This is a genomic window from Micromonospora halotolerans, assembly GCF_032108445.1.
In the GTDB taxonomy this organism is placed as follows: Bacteria; Actinomycetota; Actinomycetes; order Mycobacteriales; family Micromonosporaceae; genus Micromonospora; species Micromonospora halotolerans.
In genome coordinates this window covers 21,495-48,023 of the sequence record NZ_CP134876.1, presented here as the reverse complement: position 1 = coordinate 48,023, position 26,529 = coordinate 21,495, and the positions used below count along the sequence as shown (strand labels likewise).

Below are 26,529 nucleotides of genomic sequence, written 5' to 3'. Positions count from 1 at the left end.
GCGACCCGCCGCCCGGCGTGTAAGACTTCCGGTGTACCCACCACGCGCTGGCGGGGCTCGGTGAGATTCCGAACCGGCGGTGATCCACGGTCCGACCGTGGTAAGCCCGCGACCCGGACGGCTTTGGCCGGACGGTGGACCTGGTGAGAATCCGGGGCCGACGGTTGGGGTGCGGCTCGTCCGCCCCCAGAAAGTCCGGATGGGAGACAGCGCGCGGGACGGGGGAGAGCCCTGCCGGGCGCTGAGCACCCTCAGCCGCCGCGTGGGCTCCCCGGGGTCGGCTGTGCCGTCCCCGGATCTCCGCCGCCGCGTGTCCGCGGCACCCGTGCCGTTCTGTCCCCGACCCGCCCGCGCGCGACCGGCGAGCGAGAGGGCAGGGCTGGCGATGGCGAGCGTCTCCGTGGACGAGGCGATGCGTCGCGCGATCGCGCTGGGCGCCCGCGGCCTCGGCACCACCAGCCCCAACCCCGTCGTCGGCTGCGTCCTGCTGGACGCCGACGGCGAGGTCGTCGGCGAGGGCTTCCACGCCTACGCGGGCGGCCCGCACGCCGAGATCGTCGCGCTGGCCCAGGCGGGCCGGCGCGCTCGCGGCGGCACCGCCGTGGTCACCCTGGAACCCTGCGACCACACCGGCCGCACCGGCCCCTGCAGCCACGCCCTCATCGCGGCCGGCGTCGCCCGCGTGGTGGTCGCCGTCCCGGACCCCAACCCGGTCGCCTCCGGCGGCGCGGCCACCCTGCGCGCCGCCGGCGTCCAGGTGGACCTGGGGGTACGCGCCGACGAGGCCGAGGCGGGCAACATCGCCTGGCTCACCTCGATGCGCCGCGGCTGGCCGTACCTCATCTGGAAGTACGCGGCCACCCTCGACGGGCGCTCCGCCGCGGCCGACGGCACCAGCATGTGGATCACCTCGGAGGCGGCCCGGATCGACGTGCACGCCCTGCGCGGCACCGTCGACGCGGTGATCGCCGGGGTGGGCACCGTGCTCGCCGACGACCCCCGGCTCACGGCCCGCAACCTGCGCGACGGCACCCTGGCCATCCGGCAGCCGCTGCGGGTGGTGGTGGACAGCTCGGGGCGTACCCCGGCCCAGGCCCGGGTCCGCGACGGCGCCGCCCGGACCTGGGTGGCCACCGCCGCGGAGGTCGGCGCCGGCCCGGACGGCCGGGTCGACCTCGCGGCGCTGCTCGCGGAGCTGCACCACCGCGGCGTGCGGGCCGCGCTGCTGGAGGGCGGTCCCACCCTGGCCGGCGCGTTCCTGGCCGCCGGCCTGGTCGACAAGATCGTCGGGTACGTCGCGCCGAAGCTGCTCGGCGCCGGCCCGACCGCGCTGCTGGACGCCGGCGTGACCACCATCGCCGACGCCATCGACCTGGAGCTCACCGACGTTACGCAGGTCGGCCCCGACCTGCGGATCACCGCGCTGCCCCGGAAGAGGGAGGCCTGACATGTTCACCGGCATCGTCGAGGAACTGGGCGAGATCGTCCGGACCACGGAGACCGGGGGTGACTCGGCGCTGGTCGCGGTCCGCGGCCCGCTGGTCACCTCGGACGCCCGGCACGGCGACTCCATCGCGGTCAACGGGGTCTGTCTCACCGTGGTCGACGTCGACGGCGGGACCTTCACCGCCGACGTGATGGGCGAGACCCTGCGCCGCACGGCGCTCGGCGCGCTGCGCCCCGGCGACCCGGTCAACCTGGAGCGGGCCGCCGCGCTGAACAGCCGCCTCGGCGGCCACCTCGTACAGGGGCACGTCGACGGGGTCGGCGAGCTGCTGTCCCGGGAGCCGGCCGCCCAGTGGGAGACGGTCCGCTTCCGCCTGCCCGCCCTGCTGTCCCGCTACGTGGTGGAGAAGGGCTCGATCACCGTCGACGGCATCTCGCTGACCGTCGCGGAGGTCGGCGACGACTGGTTCTCGGTCGGGCTGATCCCCACCACGCTCAAGCTCACCACCCTCGGCGCCAAGGGTGTCGGCGACCCGGTCAACCTCGAGGTGGACGTGCTGGCCAAGTACGTCGAGCGGCTGCTCGGCGAGCGCGCGGCCGGAGGTGCCCGATGATGGGCCCGCTCGGCTGGCTGCTCGACGCCCAGGTGCACGTGGCCGGCTCGCCGGTGCTGGTGCGGGAGATCGTCGGCAACGTCTTCGGCCTCGCCTCGGCGCTGCTCGGGCTGCGCCGGGTGGTCTGGGCCTGGCCGGTCGGCATGATCGGCAACGCGCTGCTGTTCACCGTCTTCCTGGGCGGGGTGTTCACCACCCCGCAGGCGCACGACCTCTACGGCCAGGCGGGCCGGCAGGTCTTCTTCTTCGCGGTCAGCGTCTACGGCTGGTGGCGCTGGTCGCGCAACCGCCGCTCCGGCGGCGGCGAGCAGCCGGCGGTCGTCCCGCGCTGGGCCACCTGGCGCGAGCGGCTCGGCCTGCTCGCCGCGGCGGCGGTCGGCACCGCGGCCGCGTACCCGGTGCTCGCCGCGCTCGGCTCGTGGGGGCCGCTGCCGGACGCCTGGATCCTGGTCGGCAGCCTGCTCGCCACCTACGGCATGGCCCGCGGCTGGGTGGAGTTCTGGCTGATCTGGATCGCCGTGGACGCGGTCGGCGTGCCGCTGCTGCTCCAGGGCGGCTTCTACCCCTCGGCCGCCATGTACCTGGTCTACGGCGGGTTCTGCCTCGCCGGCCTGTACGCCTGGTGGCGCACGTCCCGGGCGACCCCGCCCGCCCGCACCCCGATCCCGTCGACGTACTCGGAGGCCGTGGCATGAGCAGCACCTTCGGCAGCATCGAGCAGGCGGTGGCGGACATCGCCGCCGGCCGGCCCGTCGTGGTGGTCGACGACGAGGACCGGGAGAACGAGGGCGACCTGATCTTCGCGGCCGAGCTGGCCACCCCGGAGCTGGTCGCGTTCATGGTCCGCTACACCTCCGGCTACATCTGCGTGCCGCTCACCGAGAGCGAGTGCGACCGGCTGGACCTGCCGCCCATGCACCACACCAACCAGGACCGGCGGGGCACCGCGTACACGGTGACCGTGGACGCGCGGGAGGGGGTCAGCACCGGCATCTCCGCGGCCGACCGGTCGCACACCATCCGGCTGCTCGCCGCCGCGTCGACCGGCCCGACCGACCTGGCCCGCCCCGGGCACGTGGTGCCGCTGCGGGCCCGCCAGGGTGGCGTGCTGCGCCGCCCCGGGCACACCGAGGCGGCCGTCGACCTGACCCGGCTGGCCGGGCTGCGCCCCGCCGGCGTGCTCTGCGAGCTGGTCAACGACGACGGCACCATGATGCGCCTGCCCGACCTGGAGAAGTTCTGCGCCGAGCACGGGCTCACCCTGATCACCATCGCCGACCTGATCGCCTACCGGCGGCGCACCGAAAAGCAGGTCGAGCAGGTCGCCGAGGCGCGGATGCCCACCCCGTACGGGGTGTTCCAGGCGCTCGGCTACCGCGCCGAGCACGACACCGCCGAGCACGTGGCGCTCGTCATGGGCGACCTGGGCGACGGCAGGGACGTGCTGGTGCGGGTGCACTCCGAGTGCCTCACCGGGGACGTCTTCGGCTCGCTGCGCTGCGACTGCGGCCCGCAGTTGCAGGCCGCGCTGGCCCGGGTGGCCCAGGAGGGGCGCGGGGTGGTGCTCTACGTGCGCGGGCACGAGGGGCGCGGCATCGGCCTGCTGCACAAGCTCCAGGCGTACCAGCTCCAGGACCAGGGCCGGGACACCGTGGACGCGAACCTCGACCTGGGGCTGCCCGCCGACGCGCGGGACTACGGGACCGGCGCGCAGATCCTCTACGACCTCGGCGTCCGCTCCATGCGGCTGCTGACCAACAACCCGGCCAAGCGCGCCGGCCTGGAGGGCTACGGCCTCACGGTGAGCGGCCGGGAAGGGCTGCCCGTGCGGTCCAACCCGGAGAACGTGCGTTACCTGCGGACCAAGCGGGACCGGATGGGCCACCTCCTGGAGGGGCTGGACGAGGTGACCGAGGCGCCGATGGGCCGCCCGGTCGCCGGCGACGAGATCGGAGCGTAGACATGGCGGGATTCGGCGAACCGGGCGTGACCGCGGTGGACGCCGGCGGGCTGACCGTCGGCATCGTGGCCGCACGCTGGCACGGCGACCTCACCGACCACATGGTCGACCGGGCGGTGGCCGCCGCCGAGGCGTGCGGCGCGCGGTCCGTGGTGGCCCGGGTGGCCGGCTCGGTCGAGCTGCCCGTGGTGGCCCAGGCGATGGCCCGCCGGTACGACGTGGTGGTCGCCCTCGGCGTGGTGGTGCGGGGCGCCACCGCCCACTTCGACTACGTCTGCCAGTCGGTCACCGAGGGGCTGACCCGGGTGGCGCTGGACGAGGGCAAGCCGGTGGCCCACGGTGTCCTCACCGTGGACACCATCGAGCAGGCCCGGGACCGGGCCGGGCTGCCCGGCTCGGCCGAGGACAAGGGCTGGGCGGCCACGGTGGCGGCGCTGGACGCCGCGCTGGCCGTCCGCGGCCTGGACGCCAACGCCCACCGGGTCGGCTTCGGCGCCTGAGCGCACGCGACACGACTCCCCACACACACGGCCGACGGGCCGCCCTCGGGCGGCCCGTCGGCGTTTCCGCGCTGCCCGGGTGTCAGCGCCTCAGCGGCGTCGGCGACGCAGGCGCACCGCGAACGCGATCGACGCGAGCAGCGGCCACAGCACCCAGGCGTAGAGCCCGACCAGCCAGGTGGTCTGGAAGACCGGCGACGGCACGACCAGCCCGAGCACGCTGCTGAAACCGATGACCGCGAGGACGATGAGCGGGATCGACCGGCTGCTCTTCGGTGACCGGGACCGGCCCTACGAGGTGGTCACGGGGCTGGCCGAGCGGCTGTCCCGGACCGAGGCGCTGGACGAGCTGTTGCACACCGTCACGGAAACCCTCACCACCATGCTGCGCGTCCCGTACGCCCGGGTGGTGCCGGATGAGCCGGCCGACCCCCCGACCGACGCGCACGCGTTCCCGCTGGTCAGCAACGGCCGCCAGGAGGGCATCCTGCTGGTCGGGCGGCGCAGTGGCGGGACGCCGTTCGAGCCGCGCGAGCTGGACCTGCTGGCCGACCTCGCCGGGCAGATCGCGGTCGCCGTGCGGGCGGCCCGGCTGGAGGAGGACCTGCGCGAGTCGCGGGAGCGCATCGTCCGGGAGGAGGAGCGGCGACGGTTGCGCCGGGACCTGCACGACGGCCTCGGACCGCTGCTCGCGGCGGCCAGTCTCCAGGTCGACGTGCTCGCCGAGCGGGTCGCCGAAGACCCGGCCGCCCAGCCGCTGGCCGCGAAGATCAAGTCGGTGATCGGTCAGTCCGTCTCGGACGTGCGGGAGATCGTGCACGGACTGCGTCCGCCGTCCCTGGACGATCTCGGGCTGCTGGGCGTGGTCCGCGAACACGCCGCCGCCTTGCGGGCCACCGGGCTGGCCGTCGAGGTGGACTGCGGCGACGACCTGCGGGTCACCAGCGCGGCCGTGGAGGTCGCCGCCTACCGCATCGTCACCGAGGCGATGACGAACGTGGCCCGCCACGCCCGCGCCACCACGTGCCGGGTCCGGATGGGCCTGCGGGACGGGTGGCTGCGGCTGGAGATCACCGACGACGGCTGCGGGCTGGTCGTCCCGCACCGGGACGGCGTCGGCCTGTCGTCGATGCGGGAGCGGGCCGACGAGCTGGGCGGCACGTTCACCATCGAGCCGCCGCCCGGCGGGGGTACGAGCGTCCGGGCCGAACTGCCGGTGCCCGTCGTGGCGGGGAGGAGCTGACATGCCGGACCCGGTGCGGGTGCTCCTGGTGGACGACCACCCGATTTTCCTGGACGGGCTGTGCACGGCGTTGGACGGGCTGCCCGAGATCGAGATCGTCGGCACCGCGGCCGACGGCGAGACGGCCGTGGTCGCGGTCGGGGACCTGTGCCCCGACGTCGTGCTGATGGACCTCGCCATGCCGGGCATGGGCGGCGTCGAGGCCACCCGGCGGATCACCGCTCGGGGCGACGCGGCGGTGCTCGTGCTGACCATGCACGCCGACGACGAGTCGGTCTACGCCGCCATCCGCGCCGGCGCTGCCGGCTACCTGCTCAAGGGCGCCGCCCGGGCCGACGTGACGCGGGCGGTCTCCGCCGTGGCGGCCGGCGAAGCCGTCTTCGGCACCGAGGTCGCCCAGCGCGTCCTGCGGTTCTTCGCCGAGGGGCCCCGGTCGCCGTCGGCCCGGCCGTTCCCGGAACTCACGCCGCGGGAGATGGAGATCCTCGACCTGGTGGCGCAGGGGCTCGGCAACCAGGCGATCGCCCGGAAGCTGTCGGTCGCCCCGAAGACCGTCCGCAACAGCGTCTCCACCATCCTCGGCAAGCTGCACGCCGCCGACCGTAGCGAAGCCGTGGCCCGGGCCCGTGCCGCCGGGCTCGGGCAACTGCCCGGGCGGCCGGCGGCCACCGGGTGAGGTCGGCGTCGGCGGGCAGCCGGCGGTGACCCGCCGGTGTCGACGCGGCCAACCAGGGGTGTGTCCGAGCTGCCTGCGTATGACTCGCGGGACGCTACGAACGTGATGACGTGGGTGATTCACCGTCCCGCCGCCCGTCACGACCGGGCGCCTCCACAGCCGTGGTCACCCGAGTCGCACCGGGAGTGTCGCCGGCCCGGGTGAATCGTCTGCGTCATCAGGTTCGTAGCGTCCTCCGGTGCATGGGATGGTGAGGCGGCGGCCGGTCAGCAGGTACGCCCCGGCAGCCAGTAGCAGCGCCCCGATAGCGGCATAGAGCAGCCGGTAGTCGACCAGGCCGACCACCAGGGCGCCCGCCCCGATCGCCACCGCCTGCGGTCCGCTGGCCAGGGCGTCCAGCGCGGCCGAGACGCGGCCGACCAGTTCCGGTGGAGTGTTCCGTTGCACCAGCGTCATGGTGCCCACCAGGGCGACCGGCAGGCCGAGGCCGATCAGCACCGCAGCGGCGACGGCGAACCCGAGCACCGGCCAGACCGGGGCCAGGAAGCCCACGGCGATGGTGGCCACGCCGAGCGCCATGGCGCCCAACTCGCCGAGCCGGCGCACCAGCGCCGCCGAACCCAGCCCTCCGATCAGGCCACCGACGCCCTGCAGGGAGACCAGCACCCCCAGGAAGGCCGGCTCCCGTCCGAGCCCCTGGTCGACGTACGCGAACCACAGCGTCTCCCCGAAGCCGAGGCCGATGGTGGCGAGCACGACCGCCAGCAGCGCCCGGCGCAGCGCCGGCTCGCTCACCAGGTGTCGCACGCCGGCGACCAGTTCCCCGCGCCCGTCTCCGGGGGCCCGCACCCCGGCCGCGCGCGGTGGGGCCGTTCCGGCGGCCCCGATCTCACCCGCCCTCGGCGGCGGGCGCACCGCCAGCCCCACGGCGCCGGCCACCAGGAACCCGAGCGTGCAGGCGGCCGCCATCGCCGGGCCACCGAGCAGCACGAACAGGCCGGCGCCGAGCAGCGGGCCGACCAGCCGCAGTCCCTGCTTGACGGTCTGGGACACGCCGTTGGCGTCGGGTAGCAACTCCGCGGGGACCAGTTCCTGCACGAGCGCGGTGACCGTCGCGCCGAGCGCGATGTACGAGAGCCCGTAGCCGGCGGCGACCGCGTAGACGATCCACAGCCCGCTGGGGTCGTGGACGGCCAGCAGCGGCAGCAGCAGGACAGCGGTGCCCGCGTTGAGGGCCACGAACAGCCGACGGCGCGGCGCCCGGTCGACCACCCAGCCGGCCAGCGGGGCGAGCACCATCGGCGCGGTCAGCGCCAGGAAGGTGGCGCCGGCCAGCCCGTCGGAGCCGGTCAGTTCCTTGACCCAGATCGCGAGGGCCAGCAGCAGGATCGACTCGGCGATCATGCTGACGGTCAGTGCGACGAAGAACAGCCGGAACTCCGGCCGGCGCAGCAGTTGTCTCATCGGTCCCCGTTCCCGTCGGCGTCGGCGTCGGTGGGCCCGTCGACCTCGGGCGCGCTCCAGGCCATCAGCCGTACCGGCCGGGAACCGGGCGGCCGGGTCGCCGGGTCGCCGAGCCGGTCCAGGTGGCGACCGAGCACCCCGCGCAGCTCCTCCTGCAGCTCGTGCAGTTCCTCCGGCGTGTACCAGCTGATGAACTGGTGGAGGAAGGCGGCGTCGCGCCAGGCGGGGGGCTGCTGGCGGCGGACGGTCATCCAGTCCCGCAGCTTGCGGTACTCCAGGTCGAGCAGGGTCAGGAAGGCCGCGTCCCCGGCCCGCGCCAACGCCGGGCTCTCCTCGCCGTCGCCCCACCGGTGCCCGTCAGTGACCAGCCGCCACGGCCGCTGTCGGCCCGTGCCGCCGCCCGCCTCGCTGACGAAGCCGTACTTGGCGAGCTGGCGCAGGTGCCATGAGCAGTTGGCGGGGCTCTCGCCGACCCGCTCGGCGACCTCCGTGGCGGTCAGCGGGCCGTGCAGACCCACGGCGTCGAGGATGCGCAGCCGCAGCGGGTGCGCGAGGGCGCGGAGCGTGTCGACGTCGGTGATCCGGCGGGGTGACTGGTCTGCCATGCATTGAAGGTTAGCCTTCGAAAGGCCTCTTTCGAAACCTCTCTTTTCAAAGTCGGGTCCAGTATGTGGTCGCGGTCGGCGTGTGGCATACCCGGGGAGAGGCGTCACCCGGGGCGGCTGGAAGAATCGCCTTCCGTGAAGACGTTCGAGGAGTTGTTCGCCGAGCTGCAGGCCAAGGCCGCCGCCGGCGCCCCGGGCTCGGGCACGGTCGCCGCCCTGGAGAAGGGCGTGCACTTCATCGGCAAGAAGGTCGTCGAGGAGGCGGCCGAGTCGTGGATGGCGGCCGAGCACGAGGGTCCGGAGCGGGCCGCGGAGGAGATCTCCCAGCTGCTCTACCAGGCCCAGGTGCTGATGCTGGCCACCGGCCTCGAGCTGAAGGACGTCTACCGACATTTGTGAGTGCCCGATCCGCTGATCATCTCGTCGATCGAAGGAGCACTCCCATGCTGCGTGTCGCCGTACCCAACAAGGGCGCCCTGGCCGAGTCGGCCGCCGGGATGCTGCGCGAGGCGGGCTACCGCCAGCGCACCGACCCGAAGGACCTGGTCTGCCGGGACGAGCCCAATGACATCGAGTTCTTCTACCTCCGCCCCAAGGACATCGCCACCTACGTCGGCTCCGGCGACCTGGACGTCGGCATCACCGGCCGGGACCTGCTGGTCGACTCCGGCGCGCCGGCCGAGGAGGTCGTCGACCTCAACTTCGGCCGGGCCACCTTCCGGTTCGCCGCCCGCCCCGACGACGTGGACTCGGTCCAGCAGCTCGGCGGGCACCGGATCGCCACCGCGTACCCGGGGCTGGTCGAGCGGCACCTGGCCGAGCTGGGCGTCAAGGCGGAGGTGATCCGGCTGGACGGCGCGGTGGAGAACGCCATCCGGCTCGGCGTGGCCGACGTGGTCGCCGACGTCGTGGAGACCGGGGCCACCCTGCGCCAGGCCGGCCTGGTGGTCTTCGGCGAACCGCTGCTGCGGTCCTCGGCGGTGGTGGTCCGCCGGGCCGGCGCCGCCGGCTGTGCCCAGCAGGAGCAGTTGCTGCGGCGGCTGCACGGCGTGCTGGTCGCCCGCCGCTACGTGATGCTCGCCTACGACGTGCCGGCCGGCCTGATGGACCGGGCCAGCTCGCTGACCCCGGGCATCGAGTCGCCGACCGTCTCCCCGCTGCACCGGGAGGGCTGGGTGGCCGTGCAGGCCATGGTGCTGCGCGAGGACGTGCACCGGATCATGGATGAGCTCTACGAGCTGGGTGCCCGGGCCATCCTGGTCACCAACATCCACGCCTGCCGGCTGTGAGGCCGCTGCCGGTCCCGGCCGCCCTGGCCGTGGTCGTCCTGGGCGGGGTGGCCTCGGCCGCGCAGGGCGTGGTCAACGCCGAGCTGGGGGAGCGGGCCGGCGACCCTCTCGTGGGCGCCATGGTCAACAACCTCGGCGGTTGCCTCATCGTGCTGCTCGGGCTGGTCGCCGTCCCGTCCATGCGCGCCGGGCTGGCCGGCCTGCGCCACTCCGGCCTGCCCTGGTGGGCCTACCTGGGCGGGCTGGGTGGCGCCGCCATCGTGGTGATCGGCCCGTTCGTGGTGCCGGCGCTCGGGGTGGCGGTCTTCACGATCGCCCAGGTGGCCGGGGGCAGCCTCGGCGGGCTGGCCGTCGACCGGGTCGGCCTGGCCGCGACCGGCCGGCTGGCGCTCACCCTGCCCCGGGTCGTCGGGGCGCTGCTCGGGATCGCCGCGGTGACCATGGCCCAGCTCGGCCGGCCGGTCGGCGACCTGGCGGTCGGTCTGGTGCTGCTCTCGGTGGCCGGCGGCCTGGCGGTGGCGCTGCAGTCCGCGCTCAACGGTCGGGTCGCCGCGGCGATCGGTCCGGCCGCCGGGCTGGCGGTGAACTTCGCGGTCAGCACCTCGGTGATCGCCGCGGTGGCGGCGCTGGCCGGGGCGCTGGCCACCCGCCCGGCGTGGCCCACCCAGTGGTGGCTCTACGTCGGCGGCCTGTTCGGTGTCGGCATCGTGCTCGCCCTGCTGGTCGGCGTCCGGGCCGCCGGGGTGCTGCGCACCGGCCTGGCGCTGGTGGCCGGCCAGCTCGGCGGCGCCCTGGTGCTGGACGTGGCGGTGCCCGGCGGGGCCGGGGTGCGGCTGCCGGTGCTGGCCGGGGCGGTGCTCACCGGGGCGGCGGTGGTCGTGGCCGGGGGGCGGCGCCGCCGCCCGGTCCGTGTGGCGGCGGAACCCGAGCCCGAGCCGGATGGCAGACTGGTTCCGTGAGTGATTCAGTGGTGACCGTGCGGCCGCGGCGGGTCCGGGTGGTCTGCTGGGCGTCGGCCGTCACGCTGCTGGTGGTGTTCAGCCTGGTGGCCACCTCCCTGAGCGGGGCGACCGGCGACGGGTACGGCAGCTTCCAGCGGGGCGACCAGCTCGCCATGGTGGGGCTGGGCGTCTTCGGGGCCCTCGGCTTCCTGCTCTTCACCCGCCCCCGGGTGGTGGCCGATGCCCGGGGTGTCCGGATCCGCAACGTGATCAGCTCCTACGAGCTGCCCTGGGAGGTGATCCGCGGGGTCCGGTTCGACCGGGGCGCCCCGTGGGCCAGCCTGGAGCTGCACGACGACGACCTGCTGCCGATGGTCGCCCTGCAGGCCGCCGACAAGGAGCGCGCCGTCGAGGCGGTCCGCGCCCTGCGTCGCCTGCACCAGGCCCACCTGGCCGCCCTGGTCGGCGGCCCGGCCGCCCCTCGCTGACCGCCGCGCCCCGGTTTGGGGCGGGCTGGTCCGAGGGTGTAGTGTTGCGGAGTCGACCAGACCGTCCTGTGGGCGGTCCTGAAGCGGAGCGCCTGCTCCCACCCGAGTCGCCCCCGTAGGTGGCCGGGTCCCGGTCTCCCGGTTCCGGGCACGTCCCGGATCCGGATGCGCGATCCTGTGATCGTGCCGACCGGTCGAGTGGGCCCTGGCATGCGCCGGGGCCTTCTGCTTTCCGGGTCGGCTCCCGTCCGGGAGCCCGCGGAGTCGGCACCACGGAAGACTCGACTCGAGGAGGCCCCATCAGCGTCGAACCACGCGTGAACGAACAGATCCGGGCACGTGAGGTCCGACTGGTCGGCCCTGAGGGTGAGCAGGTGGGCATCGTCCCGCTGGAGCGCGCCCTGCAGCTGGCCGCGGACGTCGACCTGGACCTGGTCGAGGTTGCGCCGATGGCGCGCCCGCCGGTGTGCAAGCTCATGGACTTCGGCAAGTTCAAGTACGAGAGCGCACTCAAGGCGCGCGAAGCGCGGCGTAACCAGCAGCAGACCGTCATCAAGGAGATGAAGCTCCGGCCGAAGATCGACCCGCACGACTACGAGACCAAGAAGGGTCACGTGGTGCGGTTCCTCAAGGCGGGCGACAAGGTCAAGGTGACGATCATGTTCCGCGGTCGCGAGCAGAGCCGCCCGGAGCTGGGTTACCGGCTCCTGCGTCGGCTCGAGTCCGAGATCACGGACCTGGGATACGTCGAGGCCGCTCCGAAGCAGGACGGTCGAAACATGATCATGGTTCTCGCTCCGCACCGGGCCGTGAAGGCCTCCGCGGTCGCCGCCACGGCGTCCCGCGGCGGGCCCCGTGACCGGGCCGCGGAGGAGTCGACCGCCCCGGCAGGTGGCGAGACCCCGGCGGCCGGCGAGACCGCAGCAGCCGGCGAGACCGGCACGACCGCTGACACCAGCGGCCAGTAACAGGGGAGATACGTTCCACATGCCGAAGATGAAGAGCCACACGGGTATGGGCAAGCGGGTCAAGGTGACCGGCCGGGGCAAGATCGTCGCCCAGCAGGCCGGCCTCCGCCACAAGCTGGAGAAGAAGCCCTCCACCCACACCCGCCGGCTGACCGGCACGGTCGAGCTGGCCAAGGCTGACGTCAAGCGCATCAAGAAGCTGCTCGGCCGCTGACGCGCGCCACCTGAACCGAAGAAGGAGTTGAGATGGCACGCGTCAAGCGGGCTGTGAACGCCCAGAAGAAGCGTCGTACCCTGCTGGAGACCGCGAGCGGCTACCGCGGTCAGCGCTCCCGGCTCTACCGCAAGGCCAAGGAGCAGGTGCTGCACTCGATGCAGTACGCCTACCGGGACCGCCGCGACCGCAAGGGCGACTTCCGGCAGCTCTGGATCCAGCGGATCAACGCTGGCGCCCGGGCCAACGGCATGACCTACAACCGGCTGATCCAGGGCCTGCGCCTGGCCGGCATCGAGGTCGACCGCAAGATCCTGGCCGACCTGGCCGTCAACGACGCCGCGGCGTTCGCCGCGATCGTCGAGCTGGCCCGCGCCGCCGTGGCGGCCGAGGGCACCGGTGGCGCCGCGGCCCAGGCCGCCTGATCCACCCGCACCAGCAGATCGAGGCGTCTCCCATGCCGTCAGCACCGCACGGGAGGCGCCTCGACGCTGTTCCCGGCCCGTTCACCCCGCGTACCCCGCGGGTGGTCGCCGCCCGCCGGCTCCAGCGCCGGCGGGACCGGGAGGCCACCGGCCGGTTCCTGGCCGAGGGGCCGCAGGCCGTCCGCGAGGCGCTCGCCCGCGCCGGCACCGTGGTCGAGCTGTTCGGCACCCCGGCGGCCCTGGACCGGCACGCCGACCTCGCCGCGCTCGCCGCCCGGGCCGACGTGCCGGTCTCCGAGGTCACCGACGAGGCTCTCGCCGCGCTCGCCGAGACCGTCGCCCCGCAGGGCCTGGTCGCGGTCTGCCGGCACCTCGACGTACCCCTGGACGACGCCCTGGCGCGCGGACCGCGCCTGGTCGCGGTGCTCGCCGAGATCCGTGACCCCGGCAACGCGGGGACCGTGCTGCGCACCGCCGACGCGGCCGGCGCGGGCGCGGTGATCTTCGCCGGTGACGCCGTCGACCCCTACAACGGCAAGTGCGTGCGGGCCTCCGCCGGCAGCCTGTTCCACGTCGACGTGGTCCGCGCCACCGACCCGGTCGCCGTGGTCGCGGCGCTGCGGTCCGCCGGGCTCACCGTCCTGGCCACGACCGGGTACGGCGACAGCGACCTCGACGACCTCACCGACGCCGGCCGGCTGGCCGCACCGACCGCCTGGCTCTTCGGTTCCGAGGCGCACGGGCTGCCCGAGGAGCTGACCGCCGCGGCCGACGCCCGGGTCCGGGTGCCGCTGCACGGGCGCGCCGAGAGCCTGAACCTGGCTGCGGCCGCGGCCGTCTGCCTGTACGCTTCAGCGAGAGCTCTGCGCCGACCCGCGGGTCGGCGCGGCCACACAGCAGGGGAGTCAGCCGGATGATGAACGCGCCACGGCGTTCGTTTAGCCAGCCCGCCGGTGTCGGCGGGCGGCGGGCCTGACCCTTCCTCCTGCGCGATCTCCCACCGGCGGGCTGCGGCGAAGCCGCGCGTCCGTAGACTCGCCTAGCCGCCCGTGAGGGCCGGCGCCGCCGTGAGGGAGTGCCCGTACGCCATGAGCTACCGCAACGATCCGTACGACCCGAAGCAGGTCGCCCTGCTCGACCCGGACGCCCTGGCCGCGGCCGTGGCCGACGCCGAGAAGGCGTTCGCCGCCGCCGCCGAACCGGACGCGCTGACCGCGCTGCGCCCCGCGCACCTCGGGGACCGGTCCCCGGTGTCGCTGGCGCGCCGGGAGATCGGCGCGCTGCCGCCGGCCGCGAAGTCCGACGCCGGCAAGCGGGTCAACGAGGCCCGCCGCGCCATCGAGACCGCGTACGCGGCCCGGCAGGAGATCCTGGAGCGCGAGCAGGCCGAGCGGGTGCTGGTCGAGGAGCGGGTCGACGTGACCCTGCCCTACGACCGGCGTCCGCGCGGCGCCCGCCACCCGCTGAGCACCCTCATGGAGCAGATCAGCGACCTGTTCGTGGGGATGGGCTACGAGGTGGCCGAGGGCCCCGAGGTCGAGCTGGAGTGGACCAACTTCGACGCGCTGAACATCCCGGCCGACCACCCGGCGCGCGGCCTCATGGACACCTTCCACATCGCACCGCAGGCCGGCGCGGACAGCTCGGGCCTGGTGCTGCGTACCCACACCTCGCCGGTGCAGGCGCGCACCATGCTGACCCGCAAGCCGCCCATCTACGTGGTGGTGCCCGGGCGGGTCTACCGCACCGACGAACTGGACGCCACCCACGCCCCGGTCTTCCACCAGGTCGAGGGCCTCGTCGTCGACAAGGGCATCACCATGGCGCACCTGCGCGGCACGCTGGACCACTTCGCCCGGGCCATGTTCGGCGAGGGCGCGAAGACCCGGTTCCGGCCGCACTACTTCCCGTTCACCGAGCCGTCCGCCGAGTTCGACGTCTGGTTCCCGGAGCACCGGGACGGTCCGCAGTGGGTCGAGTGGGGCGGCTGCGGCATGGTGAACCCGCGGGTGCTGCGCGCCTGCGGCATCGACCCGGAGGTCTACTCCGGATTCGCCTTCGGCATGGGCATCGACCGGACCGTGATGTTCCGGCACGGGGTCAGCGACATGCGGGACATGGCCGAGGGCGACGTGCGGTTCACCCGCGCGTTCGGGGTCTGACGGTGCGGGCACGAGTTACGGAGACGGTGGTTTAACAGTCATGCGAGTTTCTGTCAGTTGGCTGCGGGAGTACGTCGACCTCCCGGCCGACCTGCCCACCGGCGACCTGGAGCAGGCGCTGGTCGACCTCGGCATCGAGGTCGACTCCGTGGTGGACCTGCGGGAGACCGTCACCGGCCCGCTGGTGGTCGGCGAGGTGCTGGAGATCGAGGAGCTGACCGGCTTCAAGAAGCCGATCCGCTACTGCAAGGTGGACGTCGGCGCCGCCAACGGCACCGGCGAGCCGCAGGAGATCGTCTGCGGGGCGCGCAACTTCGCCCCGGGCGACCGGGTCGTGGTGATCCTCCCCGGCGGCGTGCTGCCCGGCGACTTCCACATCGGTGCGCGCAAGACCTACGGGCGCACCTCCGCCGGCATGATCACCTCCGCGAAGGAGCTGGGCCTGGGCGACGACCACTCGGGCATCATCGTGCTGCCCGAGGACACCAAGGCCTTGCCCGGCGACGACGCCCGCCCGGTGGTCGGCCTCGACGACGTCGTGGTCGAGCTGGAGATCACCCCGGACCGCGGGTACGCGCTCAGCGTCCGGGGTCTCGCCCGCGAGCTGTCGCACGCCCTCGGGGTGCCGTTCCGCGACCCGGCCGACATCCCCGCCCCGGGCGGGACCGCCGAGCCGGCGTACCCGGTCGACGTGCGGGACACCGTCGGCTGCGACCGGTTCGCCGCCCGGATGGTCCGCGGCGTCGACCCGACCGCGCAGACGCCGGCCTGGATGTCCCGGCGGCTCGGCGTGGCCGGCGTCCGCAGCATCTCCCTGCCGGTCGACATCACCAACTACCTGATGCTCGAACTCGGCCAGCCGATGCACGCGTTCGACGCCGACCGGATCAGCGGCCCGCTGGTGGTCCGCCGGGCCGAGCCGGGGGAGAAGCTGACCACGCTGGACGGTGTCACCCGCACGCTGGTCGCCGAGGACATGGTGATCTGCGACGACACCGGGCCGATCTCGCTCGCGGCCGTGATGGGGGGCGAGACCAGCGAGGTCGTCGCCTCCACCACGGACGTGCTCTTCGAGGCGGCGCACTGGAACCCGGCCATGGTCGGGCGCACCGCGCGGCGGCACAAGCTGTTCAGCGAGGCGGCCAAGCGCTGGGAGCGGGGCGTCGACCCGGCGCTGCCGTTGGTCGCGCTGGAGAAGGCCGTCCGGCTGCTCACCGAGCACGCCGGCGGCACCGTCGGCGCCGAGATCCTCGACCTCGACCACGTCCCGCCGCGTACCCCGGTGGCCCTGCCGGTGGACCTGCCGTCGCGCCGGATCGGCGTGGCGTACCCGCCGGAGCGGGTGGTGGAGCTGCTGGAGCAGGTCGGCTGCGCGGTCACCCGCGGCGCCGACCGGCTCGGCGACGACCCGGGCGAGACCGGCGTCGCCGCCGCGGGCGGCGGTGCCGTGCTGAGCGTCACCCCGCCGAGCTGGCGGCCCGACCTCACCGACCCGGCCGACCTGGTCGAGGAGGTGGTCCGCCTCGACGGCTACGACCGGGTGCCGTCGGTGCTGCCCACCGCGCCCCCCGGCCGTGGCCTCACCGCGGCGCAGCAGCGCCGCCGGGCCGTCGCCCGGTCGCTCGCCGAGCGCGGCTACGTCGAGGTCCTGGCGCACCCGTTCGTCGCCCCGGAGCTGGCCGACCAGCTCGGCATGCCGGCCGACGACCCGCGCCGCCCCGCCGTGCGGCTGGCCAACCCGCTGTCCGAGGAGGAGCCGCTGCTGCGCACCACGCTGCTCGGCCCGCTGCTCGGCATCCTGAAGCGCAACATCGGCCGGGGCCAGCGGGACGTGGCGATCTACGAGATGGGTACGGTGTTCCACCCGCGTCCCGGCGCCGGCGCCCCGCCGGCCATGGGCGTGGACCGGCGCCCGACCGACGAGGAGTTCGCCCGCGCCGACGCGGTGGTCCCGGATCAGCCGCGGCACGTCGCGGTGGCCCTCACCGGAGAGATGGAGCCGGGCGGCTGGTGGGGCGCGGGCCGCCCGGCCGGCTGGGCGGACGCCGTGGAGGCCGGCCGGACGGTGCTCGCGGCGGCCGGCATCCCGGCCGACCGGGTCGCCGTCCGGGCCGCCGAGCGCGCGCCCTGGCACCCCGGCCGCTGCGCCGAACTGCTGGTCGACGGCACGGTGGTCGGTTACGCCGGTGAGCTGCACCCGAACGTGGTGGCGACCCTGGAGCTGCCCCGGCGCACCAGCGCCATGGAGCTGAACCTGGACGCGCTGCCCGCCGCGCCGGTGGTGTCCGGCCCGGCCGTCTCCACCTTCCCGCCCGCCCTCATCGACGTGGCGCTCGTGGTGGACGAGTCGGTCCCGGCCGCCGAGGTGGAGCGGGCCCTCGTCGAGGGGGCCGGCCCGCTGCTGGAGGACGTCCGGCTCTTCGACGTCTACGCGTCCGCGCAGCTCGGCGCGGGCCGCCGGTCGCTGGCGTACAAGCTGACGTTCCGGGCCCCGGACCGCACCCTCGCGGGCGAGGAGGCGGTGGCCGCGCGGGACGCGGCGGTGGCCGAGGCGGCCCGCCGCTTCGGCGCCACCCTGCGCGGCGCCTGACGGCGGACCGGACGGGCCCACCCACCACGGGTGGGCCCGTCCGCGTGCTCAGCCGATGTACGGCAGCACGATCCGGGAGGAGGCGCCGACGCCCAGCGTGGTCGGGGTGCCGCCGATGGCGTTCCACACCTCGACCCGCACCGTGCCGCCGGTCAGGTCGCCGAGGGCGCCGGTGGCCGAGCGCAGCCCCTGGGTCTGCCGGTAGTGCTCCCAGCCGGGCACCGGGTCGGTGGCGAAGTAGGCGTACGTCTCCACCCGGTCCCAGCCGCCGTCACCGGTCCGGTCGTACGAGATCCGCACCTGGACCCCGTCGCCCACCGCCGTGCCGGCGTCGACGGAGAGGTCGAAGGCGGTGAACCCGCCGGTCCACCGGCCGGTGAGGCCACGGGCCGTGAAGACCTGCGGGTTGGTGGGCGTGCCGTCGTGGTTGCCCCCGGCCGCGGCCACGGTCACGGTGCCGGGCGCGCCGGTGCCCGGGTCGAGCGCGCCGCCGGCCCGCATGTAGCGGGTGGCGTCGAACGGGCCCGGGGTGGCCGTGGTGGACGGGCTGGGGGAGGGGCTGGGGCCGCCGCCGGGGCCGAACGGGCTGAGCGTGATGCCGGCTGCCCGCGGGTCACCGTCGTGCACCAGCGACTCCTGGTTCAGCACGTCGTCGAATGCGAACCCGTACGCCTTCCCGTCGGCCATGTTGCCGTGCACGATCCGCGAGTAGTGGTTGGTCAGCGCGCCCCGGTAGAAGTCGGCCGGGCCGCCGGAGGGCTGCAGGTCCAGGGTGCCCAGCGTGTTGCGGTGCAGCGCGGCGCAGAGGGTCCGGGCGATCGGGCCGACCACCTGGTCGTTCGGGGCGGCAAGCGCGCCGTCGCAGCCCCACACGTCCGCGCTGGACGGCCGGCGGAACGTGGCCACCTGCCGGCCGCCGCCGTCGGTGAAGGCCATCACGTCCCCGCTGGTCCGCCCGTAGTAGCGGACGGCCGGCTGGTCGGTGAAGGGCGCCACGGTCAGCGTCCGCGTCGCGTACGCCTGCCAGGCCGACGCGATGTAGGGGTCGAGGTAGGTGCGGCTGAACAGCCCGGCGTCGGCGGCCTTGCCGGGGGCGAGCACCCGCAGCACCGTGCCGTCGGAACGGGTCTGCACGGCCCCGCTCCAGCCCGCCTGGGCGCGGATCGCCGCGATCACCCGGTTGCGCCCGTCGTCGACCGGCTGGCCGGTCCGCCGGGTGGTCCCGGTGGCGCCGGTGACGCTCACCGCGTGCGGCACGGCGAACATGTCCACCTGGGAGCTGTTGAGCCAGAGCCCGGCGTCGTTGTAGGTGAACTCGGACCAGTCGAACAGCAGGTCCCGGTTGGGGTCGCCGGCCGCCCAGGGCGCGGGCTGGACCAGGCCGTCCGGGGTGAGGAAGAGCTTCAGCTTGGCACCGAAGGAGAAGTAGACCCGGCCGGAGAGGTTGCGGGGCAGCCGCAGCACGGTGCTCGCCCCGGTGGCCGGGCCGGGCACGGCGACGTCCGGTGCGGGGGTGGGTGGCAGGCCGCCGGCCGGCCAGGGGGTGAAGGCGCCGCCGGCGGTGACGTAGCCGAGCCGGCCGGTGGCCAGGTCGGTGCCGAGGACGTACAGCCAGGTGGGCTCGGTGCGACCGGTGGCGTTGGTGACGGTCAGCGGGAGCAGGGCGGGGCCGGTGGCGCGGGCCAGCGAGGCGGCCGCCACCGCGCCGGTGGTGGCCAGCGCGAGCGCGAGCAGGGCGCGCAGCAGTGTCCTGGGGGTGGGCACGGGAGGCTCCTTCCACCCGCCGCGGCCTGCGGCGGGCGCGGGGTGGTGGGCGGTGTGGTGGTGCGCGTACGCGGGCGGGACCACCCGTGAGAGCGCTCTCTCAGGATCTGCCACACATGGGTGGCTGTCAATGCGAGGCGCGTTGGTGCAGTTTCATGCGCCACACCGTATGAACTTGCAGGGGCGGATCATCGCTGCTACCGTTCAGTGCATAGTCATGCGGAGGTGAGTATGGGCATCCGGGTCGCGGTCGCCGGCGCGAGCGGCTACGCCGGCGGCGAGCTGCTTCGGCTGCTCGCCGGGCACCCCGAGTTCGAGCTGGTCACCGCCACCGCGCACGCCTCGGCCGGCCGGCCCGTCGCCGCCGTGCACCCGCAGCTCGCCGGGCTGGACCTGGTCCTCGGAGCGACCGACCCGGCCACCCTGGCCGACGCCGACCTGGTCTTCCTGGCCCTGCCGCACGGCCAGTCGGCGGCCCTCGCCGCGGCTCTGCCCGCCGCCGTCAAGGTGGTCGACCTCGGCGCGGACCACCGGCTGCGCGACGCCGACGCCTGGGCCCGCTACTACGGCGGCGACCACGCGGGCGCCTGGACCTACGGCCTTCCCGAGCTGCCCGGCCAGCGGGCGGCCATCGCGGCGGCCGACCGGGTCGCGAGCACCGGCTGCTACGCGGTCGCCACCACCCTGGCCCTCGCCCCGCTGATCGCCGCCGGCGCCGTCCTCCCCACCGACGTGGTGGTGGTGGCCGCCTCCGGCACCTCCGGCGCCGGCCGGGCCGCGAAGCCGCACCTGCTGGGCAGCGAGGTGATGGGCGACCTGTCGCCCTACAAGGTCGGCGCCCACCAGCACGTGCCGGAGATCAAGCAGGCCACCGGGGCGACCAGCCTCTCCTTCACCCCGGTCCTGGCCCCCATGCCGCGGGGCATCCTGGCCACCGTCACGGCCGTCCCGACCGGTGCGGCCGACCCGCGCGAGGTGCTCGCAGCGGCGTACGCCGACGCGCCCTTCGTGCACCTGCTGCCCGAGGGGACGTGGCCGCACACCGCCGCCACCGCCGGCGGCAACTCCTGCCACCTCCAGGCCACGGTCGACGCCGACTCCGGCCGCGTGATCGTGGTGAGCGCCATCGACAACCTGGGCAAGGGCGCGGCCGGCCAGGCCGTGCAGAACGCCAACCTGATGGTCGGCCTCCCCGAGACCACCGGACTGCCCGTGTTTGGAGTAGCCCCATGAGCGTCACCACCCCCCGGGGCTTCCGCGCCGCCGGCGTGGCCGCCGGCCTCAAGGCCAGCGGTGCCGGCGACGTCGCCCTCGTCGTCAACGACGGCCCCGACGCCGGTGTCGCCGGCGTCTTCACGGCCAACCGGGTCAAGGCCGCCCCGGTGCTCTGGACCCAGCAGGTCGTCCGCGGCGGCGTGGTCCGCGCCGTGGTCCTCAACTCCGGCGGGGCCAACGCCTGCACCGGCCCGGCCGGCTTCCAGGACACCCACGCCACCGCCGAGCACACCGCCGCCGCGCTCACCGCCAGCAGCCCCCGGCTCATGGTCGGCGCCGGCGAGGTGGCGGTCTGCTCCACCGGCCTGATCGGCGAGCGCCTGCCCATGCAGAAGCTCCTCCCGGGCGTCCGCGGGGCGGTGCGCGGCCTGTCCCGCGAGGGCGGCCGGCCGGCCGCCGAGGCGATCATGACCACCGACACCCGCCCCAAGACCACCGTGGCCCGGGGCAGCGGCTGGACGGTCGGCGGCATGGCCAAGGGCGCCGGGATGCTCGCCCCGGCCATGGCCACCATGCTCTGCGTGCTCACCACCGACGCGGTGGCCGGGCCGGAGACCCTGGACGCCGCGCTGCGGGCGGCCACCCGGGTCACCTTCGACCGGGTCGACTCCGACGCCTGCATGTCCACCAACGACACGGTGCTGCTGCTGGCCAGCGGCGCCGCCGGCATCGAGCCCACCGCCGCCGAGCTGACCGCCGCGGTGACCGCCGCCTGCCACGACCTGGCCCAGCAGCTGATCGCCGACGCCGAGGGCGCCACCAAGCAGATCGCCATCGAGGTGGCCGGCGCCGCCGACGAGGACGACGCGGTCGAGGTGGGCCGCTCGGTGGCCCGGAACAACCTGGTCAAGACCGCGCTGTTCGGCAACGACCCGAACTGGGGGCGGATCCTCGCCGCCGTGGGCACCACCGCCGCCGCCTTCGAGCCGGACGGCGTGGACGTCGCCGTCAACGGGATCTGGGTGTGCCGGGGCGGCGCCGCCGCCGAGGACCGGGCCAAGGTCGACCTCACCGGCCGCGACGTGACCATCCGGATCGACCTGCACGCGGGTGACGCGGAGGCGACGATCTGGACCACCGACCTGTCGCACGCGTACGTGCACGAGAACTCGGCGTACTCGTCATGAGCCTCACCGCCGACCTCACCCGGGCCCAGGCCAAGGCCGCGACGCTGATCGAGGCCCTGCCGTGGCTGGCCCGGCTCTCCGGCGCCACCGTCGTGGTCAAGTACGGCGGCAACGCCATGGTCGACCCCGAGCTGCAGCGGGCGTTCGCCGCGGACATGGTCTTCCTCCGGTACGCCGGCCTCAAGCCGGTCGTCGTGCACGGCGGCGGCCCGCAGATCTCCGCCATGCTCGGCCGGCTCGGCATCGCCAGCGAGTTCAAGGGCGGCCTTCGGGTCACCACCCCCGAGGCCATGGACGTCGTCCGGATGGTCCTCGTGGGGCAGGTCGGCCGCGAGCTGGTCGGCCTGATCAACGCACACGGCCCGTTCGCGGTCGGCCTCTCCGGCGAGGACGCCGGCCTGTTCACCGCGGTGCGCCGCCCGGCGTACGTGGACGGGGAGCCGGTCGACGTGGGGCAGGTCGGCGACGTGGAGTCGGTGGACGTCTCGGCCGTGGCCGACCTCATCGCGGCCGGCCGGATCCCGGTCATCTCCACGGTCGCGCCGGACGCCGACGGGGTGCTGCACAACCTCAACGCCGACACGGCCGCCGCCGCGCTCGCCGTCGCCCTGGACGCGCGCAAGCTGGTCGTCCTCACCGACGTGCCCGGCCTCTACGCCGACTGGCCCGACACGGCCAGCCTGGTCAGCGAGATCACCACCGACGACCTGGCGAAGCTGCTGCCGTCCCTGGAGTCCGGGATGGTCCCGAAGATGGAGGCCTGCCTGCGGGCGGTGCGCGGGGGAGTGCCCGCCGCGCACGTCGTCGACGGCCGGGTCGCCCACTCGACGCTGCTGGAAGTGTTCACGTCGGAAGGATTCGGCACGATGGTGATCTCCTCATGAGCACGCTGGTCGAACGCTGGGGCCAGGCCATGATGGACAACTACGGCACCCCGCCGCTGGCGCTCGTCTCCGGCTCCGGCGCCGTCGTGGTCGACGAGGCCGGCCGGGAGTACGTCGACCTGCTCGGCGGCATCGCGGTCAACGCCCTCGGGCACGCCCACCCCGCCGTGGTGGCCGCCGTGTCCCGGCAGGTCGCCACCCTCGGGCACGTGTCGAACCTGTTCGTCGCCGAGCCGCCGGTGGCCCTGGCGGAGCTGCTGCTGGCGCTGGCCGGCCGCCCCGGCCGCGTGTTCCTCGCCAACTCGGGCGCCGAGGCCAACGAGGCCGCGTTCAAGCTCTCCCGGCTCACCGGCCGCACCCACGTGGTGGCCACGCACGGCGGCTTCCACGGCCGGACCATGGGGGCGCTGGCGCTGACCGGCCAGCCGGCCAAGGCCGACCCGTTCCGCCCGCTGCCCGGCGAGGTCACCCACGTCCCGTACGGCGACGCCGCGGCCCTGGCCGAGGCGGTCACCGACGCCACCGCCATGGTGATCGTCGAGCCGATCCAGGGGGAGAACGGCGTCGTCGTCCCGCCGCCCGGCTACCTGGCCGAGGCCCGCCGGATCACCGCCGCGCACGGCGCGCTGCTGGTGCTCGACGAGGTGCAGACCGGGGTCGGCCGCACCGGGCACTGGTTCGCCCACCAGGCCGAGGGTGTCGAGCCGGACGTCGTCACCCTGGCCAAGGGGCTCGGCGGCGGGCTGCCGCTCGGCGCCTGCCTGGCGTTCGGGCAGGCCGCCGACCTGCTCACGCCCGGCTCGCACGGCACCACGTTCGGGGGAAACCCGGTCAGTTGCGCCGCCGCGCTCGCGGTGGTCGCCACCATTGCCAACGAGGGGCTGCTCGACCACGTGAAGCGGGTCGGCGAGCGGCTGCGGCGCGGCGTCGAGGGGCTCGGGCACTCGCTCGTCGCCGAGGTCCGCGGCGCCGGCCTGCTGCTCGGCATCGTGCTCGCCGCGCCGGTCTCCGGCGCGGTGACCGGCGCGCTGCGCGAGGCCGGGTTCCTGGTCAACCCGGTGCAGCCGGGCGTGGTCCGGCTCGCTCCTCCGCTGATCCTCACGGCAGAGCAGGTCGACGCCTTCCTCGCCGCGCTGCCCGCCGCCCTCGACGCCGCCGCCCCCGCACCCGCCGCCACGGAGGTCCCCGCATGATTCGCCACTTCCTGCGGGACGACGACCTCGCGCCCGCCGAGCAGGCCGCCGTGCTCGACCTCGCCGCCCGGATGAAGGCCGACCGGTTCGCCCACAAGCCCCTGGCCGGCCCGCGGTCGGTGGCGGTGCTGTTCGACAAGCAGAGCCTGCGCACCCGGATCTCGTTCGACGCGGGCATCGCCGAGCTGGGCGGGCACCCGCTCGTGGTGGATACCCAGGTCACCCACTTCGGCCGGGGCGAGACCCTCGCCGACGCCGGCCGGGTGCTGTCCCGCTACGTCGCCGCGATCGTGCTGCGCACCCACGGCGACGACCGGATCGCCGAGGTCGCCAGCCACGCCACCGTGCCGGTGGTCAACGCGCTCACCGACACCTACCACCCCTGCCAGCTCCTCGCCGACCTGCTCACCGTCCGGGAACGCTGCGGCGGCACCGCCGGGCGCACCCTGGCGTACGTCGGGGACGCCGCCAACAACATGGCGCACTCCTACCTGCTGGCCGGGGCGACCGCCGGGATGCACGTGCGGATCGCCGGCCCGGCCGGCTTCCAGCCGGACGCCGAGATCGTCGCGCGGGCCGAGAAGATCGCCGCCGGCACCGGCGGTTCGGTCCGGGTGCTCACCGACCCGGTCGAGGCGGTCCGCGCCGCCGACGTCGTCGCCACCGACACCTGGACCTCGATGGGCCAGGAGTCCGACGGCCAGGACCGCGTCACGCCGTTCCGGCCGTACCGGGTCGACGACACGCTGCTCGGCCACGCCGCGGCCGAGGTGATCGTGCTGCACTGCCTGCCCGCCCATCGGGGCGAGGAGATCACCGACGAGGTGCTCGACGGGCCGCACAGCGCCGTCTTCGACCAGGCGGAGAATCGCCTGCACGCCCAGAAGGCGCTGCTGACGTTTCTCCTGGAGGCATCCGGGAGCGCGAGGAGTGACCTTGCGAGCCCCGCAGTCGCGACCAAGGAGGCTCAGTGACCGCCCCGCTGACCCGTGCCGCGCGGCACGGCCGCATCGTCGAGCTGATCCGCGACAAGGCCATCCACTCGCAGACCGAGCTGGCCGACCTGCTCGCCGGTGACGGCATCCAGGTCACCCAGGCCACCCTCTCCCGGGACCTCAAGGAACTGGGGGCGGTCACCGCGCGCGGCGGCGACGGGCGGGGCGTCTACCTGATCCCGGAGGACGGCCACCGGCCGCTGCGCGACGCCGAGGCGGCGCCGGCCCGCCTCGTCCGGCTGCTGCGCGAGCTGCTCAACGGGGTCGACTCCAGCGGCAACATCGCCGTGCTGCGCACCCCGCCGGGCGCAGCCCAGTACCTGGCCAGCGCGTTGGACCGAGCGGGCCTGTCCGAGATCGTCGGCACCATCGCCGGCGACGACACCATCCTCGTCGTGGCCCGCGAGGCCGACGGCGGCGCCGCGTTGGGCGACAAGCTCGCCGCCTGGGCCCGCCGGGAAGAGAACGTTGAAGGGAGCACCACACCATGACCGAGCGGGTCGTCCTGGCGTACTCCGGGGGTCTCGACACCTCCGTCGCCATTCCCTACCTGGCCGAGCAGACCGGCGCCGAGGTGATCGCGGTGGCGGTCGACGTCGGCCAGGGCGGCGAGGACCTGAACGCCATCCGGCAGCGCGCGCTGGACTGCGGCGCCGTCGAGTCCGAGGTGGTCGACGCGTGCGACGAGTTCGCCGCCGAGTACTGCCTGCCGGCCATTCGGGCCAACGCCCTCTACATGGACCGCTACCCGCTGGTCTCCGCGCTGTCCCGGCCGCTGATCGTCAAGCACCTGGTGGCCGCGGCGCGCAAGCACGGCGGCACCATCGTGTCGCACGGCTGCACCGGCAAGGGCAACGACCAGGTCCGCTTCGAGGTCGGCCTGTCCGCGCTCGCCCCCGAGCTGAAGATCATCGCGCCGGCCCGCGACTTCGCCTGGACCCGGGACAAGGCGATCGCCTTCGCCGAGGAGAAGGGCCTGCCGATCGACGTGTCGGCGAAGTCGCCGTACTCCATCGACCAGAACCTGTGGGGACGCGCGGTGGAGACCGGCTTCCTGGAGGACATCTGGAACGGCCCGATCGAGGACCTCTACTCCTACACGGCCGACCCGGCGCAGGAGCGGGACGCCGACGAGGTGGTCATCACCTTCGACGCCGGCGTGCCGGTCGCCGTCGACGGCGAGACCGTCACCCCGTACCAGGCGATCCTGGAGCTGAACCGGCGCGCCGGCGCCCAGGGCGTCGGCCGGCTCGACATGGTCGAAGACCGCCTCGTCGGCATCAAGAGCCGCGAGGTCTACGAGGCCCCGGGCGCGATCGCGCTGATCGCCGCCCATCAGGAGCTCGAGGCGGTCACCGTCGAGCGGGACCTGGCCCGGTTCAAGCGCGGCGTCGACCAGCGCTGGGGCGAGCTGGTCTACGACGGCCTCTGGTTCTCACCGCTCAAGCGGTCGCTCGACGCGTTCATCGACGACGCCCAGCAGCACGTCTCCGGCGAGGTGCGGCTCACCCTGCACGGCGGCCGGGCCACCGTCACGGGCCGGCGCTCCGAGGCCAGCCTCTACGACTTCGGCATGGCCACCTACGACACCGGCGACACCTTCGACCAGTCCCTGGCCAAGGGTTTCGTGCAGCTCTGGGGTCTGCCCAGCAAGATGGCCGCCGCCCGGGACGCCCGGCTCGGCGGCGCGTGATCGTGACCAGCAC

The 26,529-nt window shown here is 74.5% G+C and carries 28 protein-coding genes and 1 riboswitch; of the genes, 24 read left to right on the top strand and 4 right to left on the bottom strand.

Annotated features, from left to right (window positions below; all coding sequences use genetic code 11):
- The first annotated feature begins 42 nt into the window (after positions 1-42).
- Positions 43-215, top strand: a riboswitch (FMN riboswitch).
- Between the two features lie 170 nt (positions 216-385).
- Genes ribD through ribH form a run of 5 tightly spaced genes read left to right on the top strand, consistent with a single transcriptional unit; the run spans position 386 to position 4,520 of the window.
- Positions 386-1,447 carry a bifunctional diaminohydroxyphosphoribosylaminopyrimidine deaminase/5-amino-6-(5-phosphoribosylamino)uracil reductase RibD gene (gene ribD, locus RMN56_RS00250; RefSeq protein WP_313721758.1) on the top strand — a complete coding sequence of 354 codons (1,062 nt, stop codon included), beginning with the start codon at positions 386-388 and terminating at the stop codon, positions 1,445-1,447.
- 1 nt (position 1,448) lies between these two features.
- Positions 1,449-2,060, top strand: coding sequence for a riboflavin synthase (locus tag RMN56_RS00245; RefSeq protein WP_313721757.1), 612 nt, complete (start codon positions 1,449-1,451; stop codon positions 2,058-2,060).
- Positions 2,060-2,755, top strand: coding sequence for a nicotinamide riboside transporter PnuC (gene pnuC / locus RMN56_RS00240; RefSeq protein WP_313724614.1), 696 nt, complete (start codon positions 2,060-2,062; stop codon positions 2,753-2,755). The genes RMN56_RS00245 and pnuC overlap by 1 nt, the downstream gene beginning before the upstream one ends.
- Positions 2,752-4,020 carry a bifunctional 3,4-dihydroxy-2-butanone-4-phosphate synthase/GTP cyclohydrolase II gene (locus RMN56_RS00235; RefSeq protein ID WP_313721756.1) on the top strand — a complete coding sequence of 423 codons (1,269 nt, stop codon included), beginning with the start codon at positions 2,752-2,754 and terminating at the stop codon, positions 4,018-4,020. Before pnuC ends, RMN56_RS00235 begins: the two co-directional genes overlap by 4 nt.
- 2 nt (positions 4,021-4,022) lie before the next feature.
- On the top strand, positions 4,023-4,520 hold the full coding sequence (ribH, locus tag RMN56_RS00230) for a 6,7-dimethyl-8-ribityllumazine synthase (RefSeq protein ID WP_313721755.1): 498 nt from the start codon (positions 4,023-4,025) through the stop codon (positions 4,518-4,520).
- A gap of 90 nt (positions 4,521-4,610) precedes the next feature.
- Here ribH and RMN56_RS00225 read toward each other — a convergent pair whose 3' ends face one another.
- On the bottom strand, positions 4,611-4,739 hold the full coding sequence (locus tag RMN56_RS00225) for a hypothetical protein (protein WP_313721754.1): 129 nt from the start codon (positions 4,737-4,739) through the stop codon (positions 4,611-4,613).
- A 13-nt stretch (positions 4,740-4,752) separates the two neighbouring features.
- On the opposite strand from RMN56_RS00225, the gene RMN56_RS00220 reads away from it, so the two are divergent.
- Both RMN56_RS00220 and RMN56_RS00215 read left to right on the top strand, forming a co-directional pair.
- Positions 4,753-5,763, top strand: coding sequence for a GAF domain-containing sensor histidine kinase (locus RMN56_RS00220; RefSeq protein ID WP_313721753.1), 1,011 nt, complete (start codon positions 4,753-4,755; stop codon positions 5,761-5,763).
- 1 nt (position 5,764) lies between these two features.
- Positions 5,765-6,439: a response regulator gene (locus RMN56_RS00215; RefSeq protein WP_313721752.1), complete on the top strand. Its 675-nt coding sequence runs from the start codon at positions 5,765-5,767 to the stop codon at positions 6,437-6,439.
- Between the two features lie 165 nt (positions 6,440-6,604).
- Here the strand turns inward: RMN56_RS00215 and RMN56_RS00210 are convergent, their stop codons facing one another.
- Together RMN56_RS00210 and RMN56_RS00205 are read right to left on the bottom strand one after the other, a co-directional pair.
- Entirely contained in the window at positions 6,605-7,903 is a 1,299-nt protein-coding gene (locus RMN56_RS00210; protein WP_313721751.1) for an MFS transporter, read from the bottom strand.
- Entirely contained in the window at positions 7,900-8,508 is a 609-nt protein-coding gene (locus tag RMN56_RS00205) for a winged helix-turn-helix domain-containing protein (protein ID WP_313721750.1), read from the bottom strand. The genes RMN56_RS00210 and RMN56_RS00205 overlap by 4 nt, the downstream gene beginning before the upstream one ends.
- 135 nt (positions 8,509-8,643) lie before the next feature.
- On the opposite strand from RMN56_RS00205, the gene RMN56_RS00200 reads away from it, so the two are divergent.
- From RMN56_RS00200 to pheT, 10 genes are all read left to right on the top strand, one after another.
- Complete coding sequence (locus RMN56_RS00200; protein WP_091263821.1) at positions 8,644-8,907, top strand: phosphoribosyl-ATP diphosphatase; 264 nt, start codon at positions 8,644-8,646, stop codon at positions 8,905-8,907.
- 44 nt (positions 8,908-8,951) lie between these two features.
- A complete protein-coding gene (hisG, locus tag RMN56_RS00195; protein ID WP_313721748.1) occupies positions 8,952-9,797 on the top strand; it encodes an ATP phosphoribosyltransferase in 846 nt (281 codons plus the stop codon).
- Positions 9,794-10,756 carry a DMT family transporter gene (locus RMN56_RS00190; protein ID WP_313721746.1) on the top strand — a complete coding sequence of 321 codons (963 nt, stop codon included), beginning with the start codon at positions 9,794-9,796 and terminating at the stop codon, positions 10,754-10,756. The genes hisG and RMN56_RS00190 overlap by 4 nt, the downstream gene beginning before the upstream one ends.
- Entirely contained in the window at positions 10,753-11,226 is a 474-nt protein-coding gene (locus RMN56_RS00185; RefSeq protein ID WP_313721744.1) for a PH domain-containing protein, read from the top strand. Before RMN56_RS00190 ends, RMN56_RS00185 begins: the two co-directional genes overlap by 4 nt.
- A gap of 317 nt (positions 11,227-11,543) precedes the next feature.
- Complete coding sequence (infC, locus tag RMN56_RS00180) at positions 11,544-12,194, top strand: translation initiation factor IF-3 (protein WP_313721743.1); 651 nt, start codon at positions 11,544-11,546, stop codon at positions 12,192-12,194.
- 19 nt (positions 12,195-12,213) lie between these two features.
- The gene (gene rpmI / locus RMN56_RS00175) at positions 12,214-12,408 is read left to right on the top strand and encodes a 50S ribosomal protein L35 (protein ID WP_313721742.1); all 195 of its coding nucleotides are present in this window, start codon (positions 12,214-12,216) and stop codon (positions 12,406-12,408) included.
- Positions 12,409-12,440: 32 nt separating this feature from the next.
- Positions 12,441-12,833 carry a 50S ribosomal protein L20 gene (gene rplT / locus RMN56_RS00170; protein ID WP_030335718.1) on the top strand — a complete coding sequence of 131 codons (393 nt, stop codon included), beginning with the start codon at positions 12,441-12,443 and terminating at the stop codon, positions 12,831-12,833.
- Between the two features lie 32 nt (positions 12,834-12,865).
- Positions 12,866-13,750: a TrmH family RNA methyltransferase gene (locus tag RMN56_RS00165; protein WP_313721741.1), complete on the top strand. Its 885-nt coding sequence runs from the start codon at positions 12,866-12,868 to the stop codon at positions 13,748-13,750.
- Between the two features lie 171 nt (positions 13,751-13,921).
- Positions 13,922-14,995 carry a phenylalanine--tRNA ligase subunit alpha gene (pheS, locus tag RMN56_RS00160; RefSeq protein ID WP_313721740.1) on the top strand — a complete coding sequence of 358 codons (1,074 nt, stop codon included), beginning with the start codon at positions 13,922-13,924 and terminating at the stop codon, positions 14,993-14,995.
- 40 nt (positions 14,996-15,035) lie between these two features.
- Positions 15,036-17,585, top strand: a complete 2,550-nt coding sequence (gene pheT, locus RMN56_RS00155; protein ID WP_313721739.1) for a phenylalanine--tRNA ligase subunit beta — start codon at positions 15,036-15,038, stop codon at positions 17,583-17,585.
- Between the two features lie 48 nt (positions 17,586-17,633).
- Here the strand turns inward: pheT and RMN56_RS00150 are convergent, their stop codons facing one another.
- Positions 17,634-19,349: a beta-1,3-glucanase family protein gene (locus RMN56_RS00150; protein WP_313721737.1), complete on the bottom strand. Its 1,716-nt coding sequence runs from the start codon at positions 19,347-19,349 to the stop codon at positions 17,634-17,636.
- A gap of 231 nt (positions 19,350-19,580) precedes the next feature.
- Between RMN56_RS00150 and argC the strand changes: the two genes are divergently transcribed.
- From argC to RMN56_RS00115, 7 genes are read left to right on the top strand one after another with little or no spacing between them, the layout of a single operon-like run.
- Entirely contained in the window at positions 19,581-20,582 is a 1,002-nt protein-coding gene (argC, locus tag RMN56_RS00145; protein ID WP_313724613.1) for an N-acetyl-gamma-glutamyl-phosphate reductase, read from the top strand.
- Positions 20,579-21,751 carry a bifunctional glutamate N-acetyltransferase/amino-acid acetyltransferase ArgJ gene (argJ, locus tag RMN56_RS00140; protein WP_313721735.1) on the top strand — a complete coding sequence of 391 codons (1,173 nt, stop codon included), beginning with the start codon at positions 20,579-20,581 and terminating at the stop codon, positions 21,749-21,751. The genes argC and argJ overlap by 4 nt, the downstream gene beginning before the upstream one ends.
- Positions 21,748-22,635 carry an acetylglutamate kinase gene (gene argB, locus RMN56_RS00135; protein ID WP_313721734.1) on the top strand — a complete coding sequence of 296 codons (888 nt, stop codon included), beginning with the start codon at positions 21,748-21,750 and terminating at the stop codon, positions 22,633-22,635. The genes argJ and argB overlap by 4 nt, the downstream gene beginning before the upstream one ends.
- Entirely contained in the window at positions 22,632-23,828 is a 1,197-nt protein-coding gene (locus RMN56_RS00130) for an acetylornithine transaminase (protein ID WP_313721733.1), read from the top strand. Before argB ends, RMN56_RS00130 begins: the two co-directional genes overlap by 4 nt.
- Positions 23,825-24,802, top strand: coding sequence for an ornithine carbamoyltransferase (gene argF / locus RMN56_RS00125; protein WP_313721732.1), 978 nt, complete (start codon positions 23,825-23,827; stop codon positions 24,800-24,802). The genes RMN56_RS00130 and argF overlap by 4 nt, the downstream gene beginning before the upstream one ends.
- A complete protein-coding gene (locus RMN56_RS00120; RefSeq protein WP_313721730.1) occupies positions 24,799-25,314 on the top strand; it encodes an arginine repressor in 516 nt (171 codons plus the stop codon). Before argF ends, RMN56_RS00120 begins: the two co-directional genes overlap by 4 nt.
- Complete coding sequence (locus tag RMN56_RS00115) at positions 25,311-26,516, top strand: argininosuccinate synthase (RefSeq protein WP_313721729.1); 1,206 nt, start codon at positions 25,311-25,313, stop codon at positions 26,514-26,516. Before RMN56_RS00120 ends, RMN56_RS00115 begins: the two co-directional genes overlap by 4 nt.
- Positions 26,517-26,529: the final 13 nt, after the last annotated feature.

Excerpts from the sequence above, each read along its gene's own strand:
- ribD (WP_313721758.1), top strand. The coding sequence starts at position 386 with ATGGCGAGCGTCTCCGTGGACGAGGCGATGCGTCGCGCGATCGCGCTG.
- RMN56_RS00245 (WP_313721757.1), top strand. The coding sequence starts at position 1,449 with ATGTTCACCGGCATCGTCGAGGAACTGGGCGAGATCGTCCGGACCACG.
- pnuC (WP_313724614.1), top strand. The coding sequence starts at position 2,060 with ATGGGCCCGCTCGGCTGGCTGCTCGACGCCCAGGTGCACGTGGCCGGC.
- RMN56_RS00235 (WP_313721756.1), top strand. The coding sequence starts at position 2,752 with ATGAGCAGCACCTTCGGCAGCATCGAGCAGGCGGTGGCGGACATCGCC.
- ribH (WP_313721755.1), top strand. The coding sequence starts at position 4,023 with ATGGCGGGATTCGGCGAACCGGGCGTGACCGCGGTGGACGCCGGCGGG.
- RMN56_RS00220 (WP_313721753.1), top strand. The coding sequence starts at position 4,753 with ATGACCGCGAGGACGATGAGCGGGATCGACCGGCTGCTCTTCGGTGAC.
- RMN56_RS00215 (WP_313721752.1), top strand. The coding sequence starts at position 5,765 with ATGCCGGACCCGGTGCGGGTGCTCCTGGTGGACGACCACCCGATTTTC.
- RMN56_RS00210 (WP_313721751.1), bottom strand. The coding sequence starts at position 7,903 with ATGAGACAACTGCTGCGCCGGCCGGAGTTCCGGCTGTTCTTCGTCGCA.
- RMN56_RS00205 (WP_313721750.1), bottom strand. The coding sequence starts at position 8,508 with ATGGCAGACCAGTCACCCCGCCGGATCACCGACGTCGACACGCTCCGC.
- hisG (WP_313721748.1), top strand. The coding sequence starts at position 8,952 with ATGCTGCGTGTCGCCGTACCCAACAAGGGCGCCCTGGCCGAGTCGGCC.
- rpmI (WP_313721742.1), top strand. The coding sequence starts at position 12,214 with ATGCCGAAGATGAAGAGCCACACGGGTATGGGCAAGCGGGTCAAGGTG.
- rplT (WP_030335718.1), top strand. The coding sequence starts at position 12,441 with ATGGCACGCGTCAAGCGGGCTGTGAACGCCCAGAAGAAGCGTCGTACC.
- RMN56_RS00165 (WP_313721741.1), top strand. The coding sequence starts at position 12,866 with ATGCCGTCAGCACCGCACGGGAGGCGCCTCGACGCTGTTCCCGGCCCG.
- pheS (WP_313721740.1), top strand. The coding sequence starts at position 13,922 with ATGAGCTACCGCAACGATCCGTACGACCCGAAGCAGGTCGCCCTGCTC.
- pheT (WP_313721739.1), top strand. The coding sequence starts at position 15,036 with ATGCGAGTTTCTGTCAGTTGGCTGCGGGAGTACGTCGACCTCCCGGCC.
- argC (WP_313724613.1), top strand. The coding sequence starts at position 19,581 with ATGGGCATCCGGGTCGCGGTCGCCGGCGCGAGCGGCTACGCCGGCGGC.
- argJ (WP_313721735.1), top strand. The coding sequence starts at position 20,579 with ATGAGCGTCACCACCCCCCGGGGCTTCCGCGCCGCCGGCGTGGCCGCC.
- argB (WP_313721734.1), top strand. The coding sequence starts at position 21,748 with ATGAGCCTCACCGCCGACCTCACCCGGGCCCAGGCCAAGGCCGCGACG.
- RMN56_RS00130 (WP_313721733.1), top strand. The coding sequence starts at position 22,632 with ATGAGCACGCTGGTCGAACGCTGGGGCCAGGCCATGATGGACAACTAC.
- argF (WP_313721732.1), top strand. The coding sequence starts at position 23,825 with ATGATTCGCCACTTCCTGCGGGACGACGACCTCGCGCCCGCCGAGCAG.
- RMN56_RS00115 (WP_313721729.1), top strand. The coding sequence starts at position 25,311 with ATGACCGAGCGGGTCGTCCTGGCGTACTCCGGGGGTCTCGACACCTCC.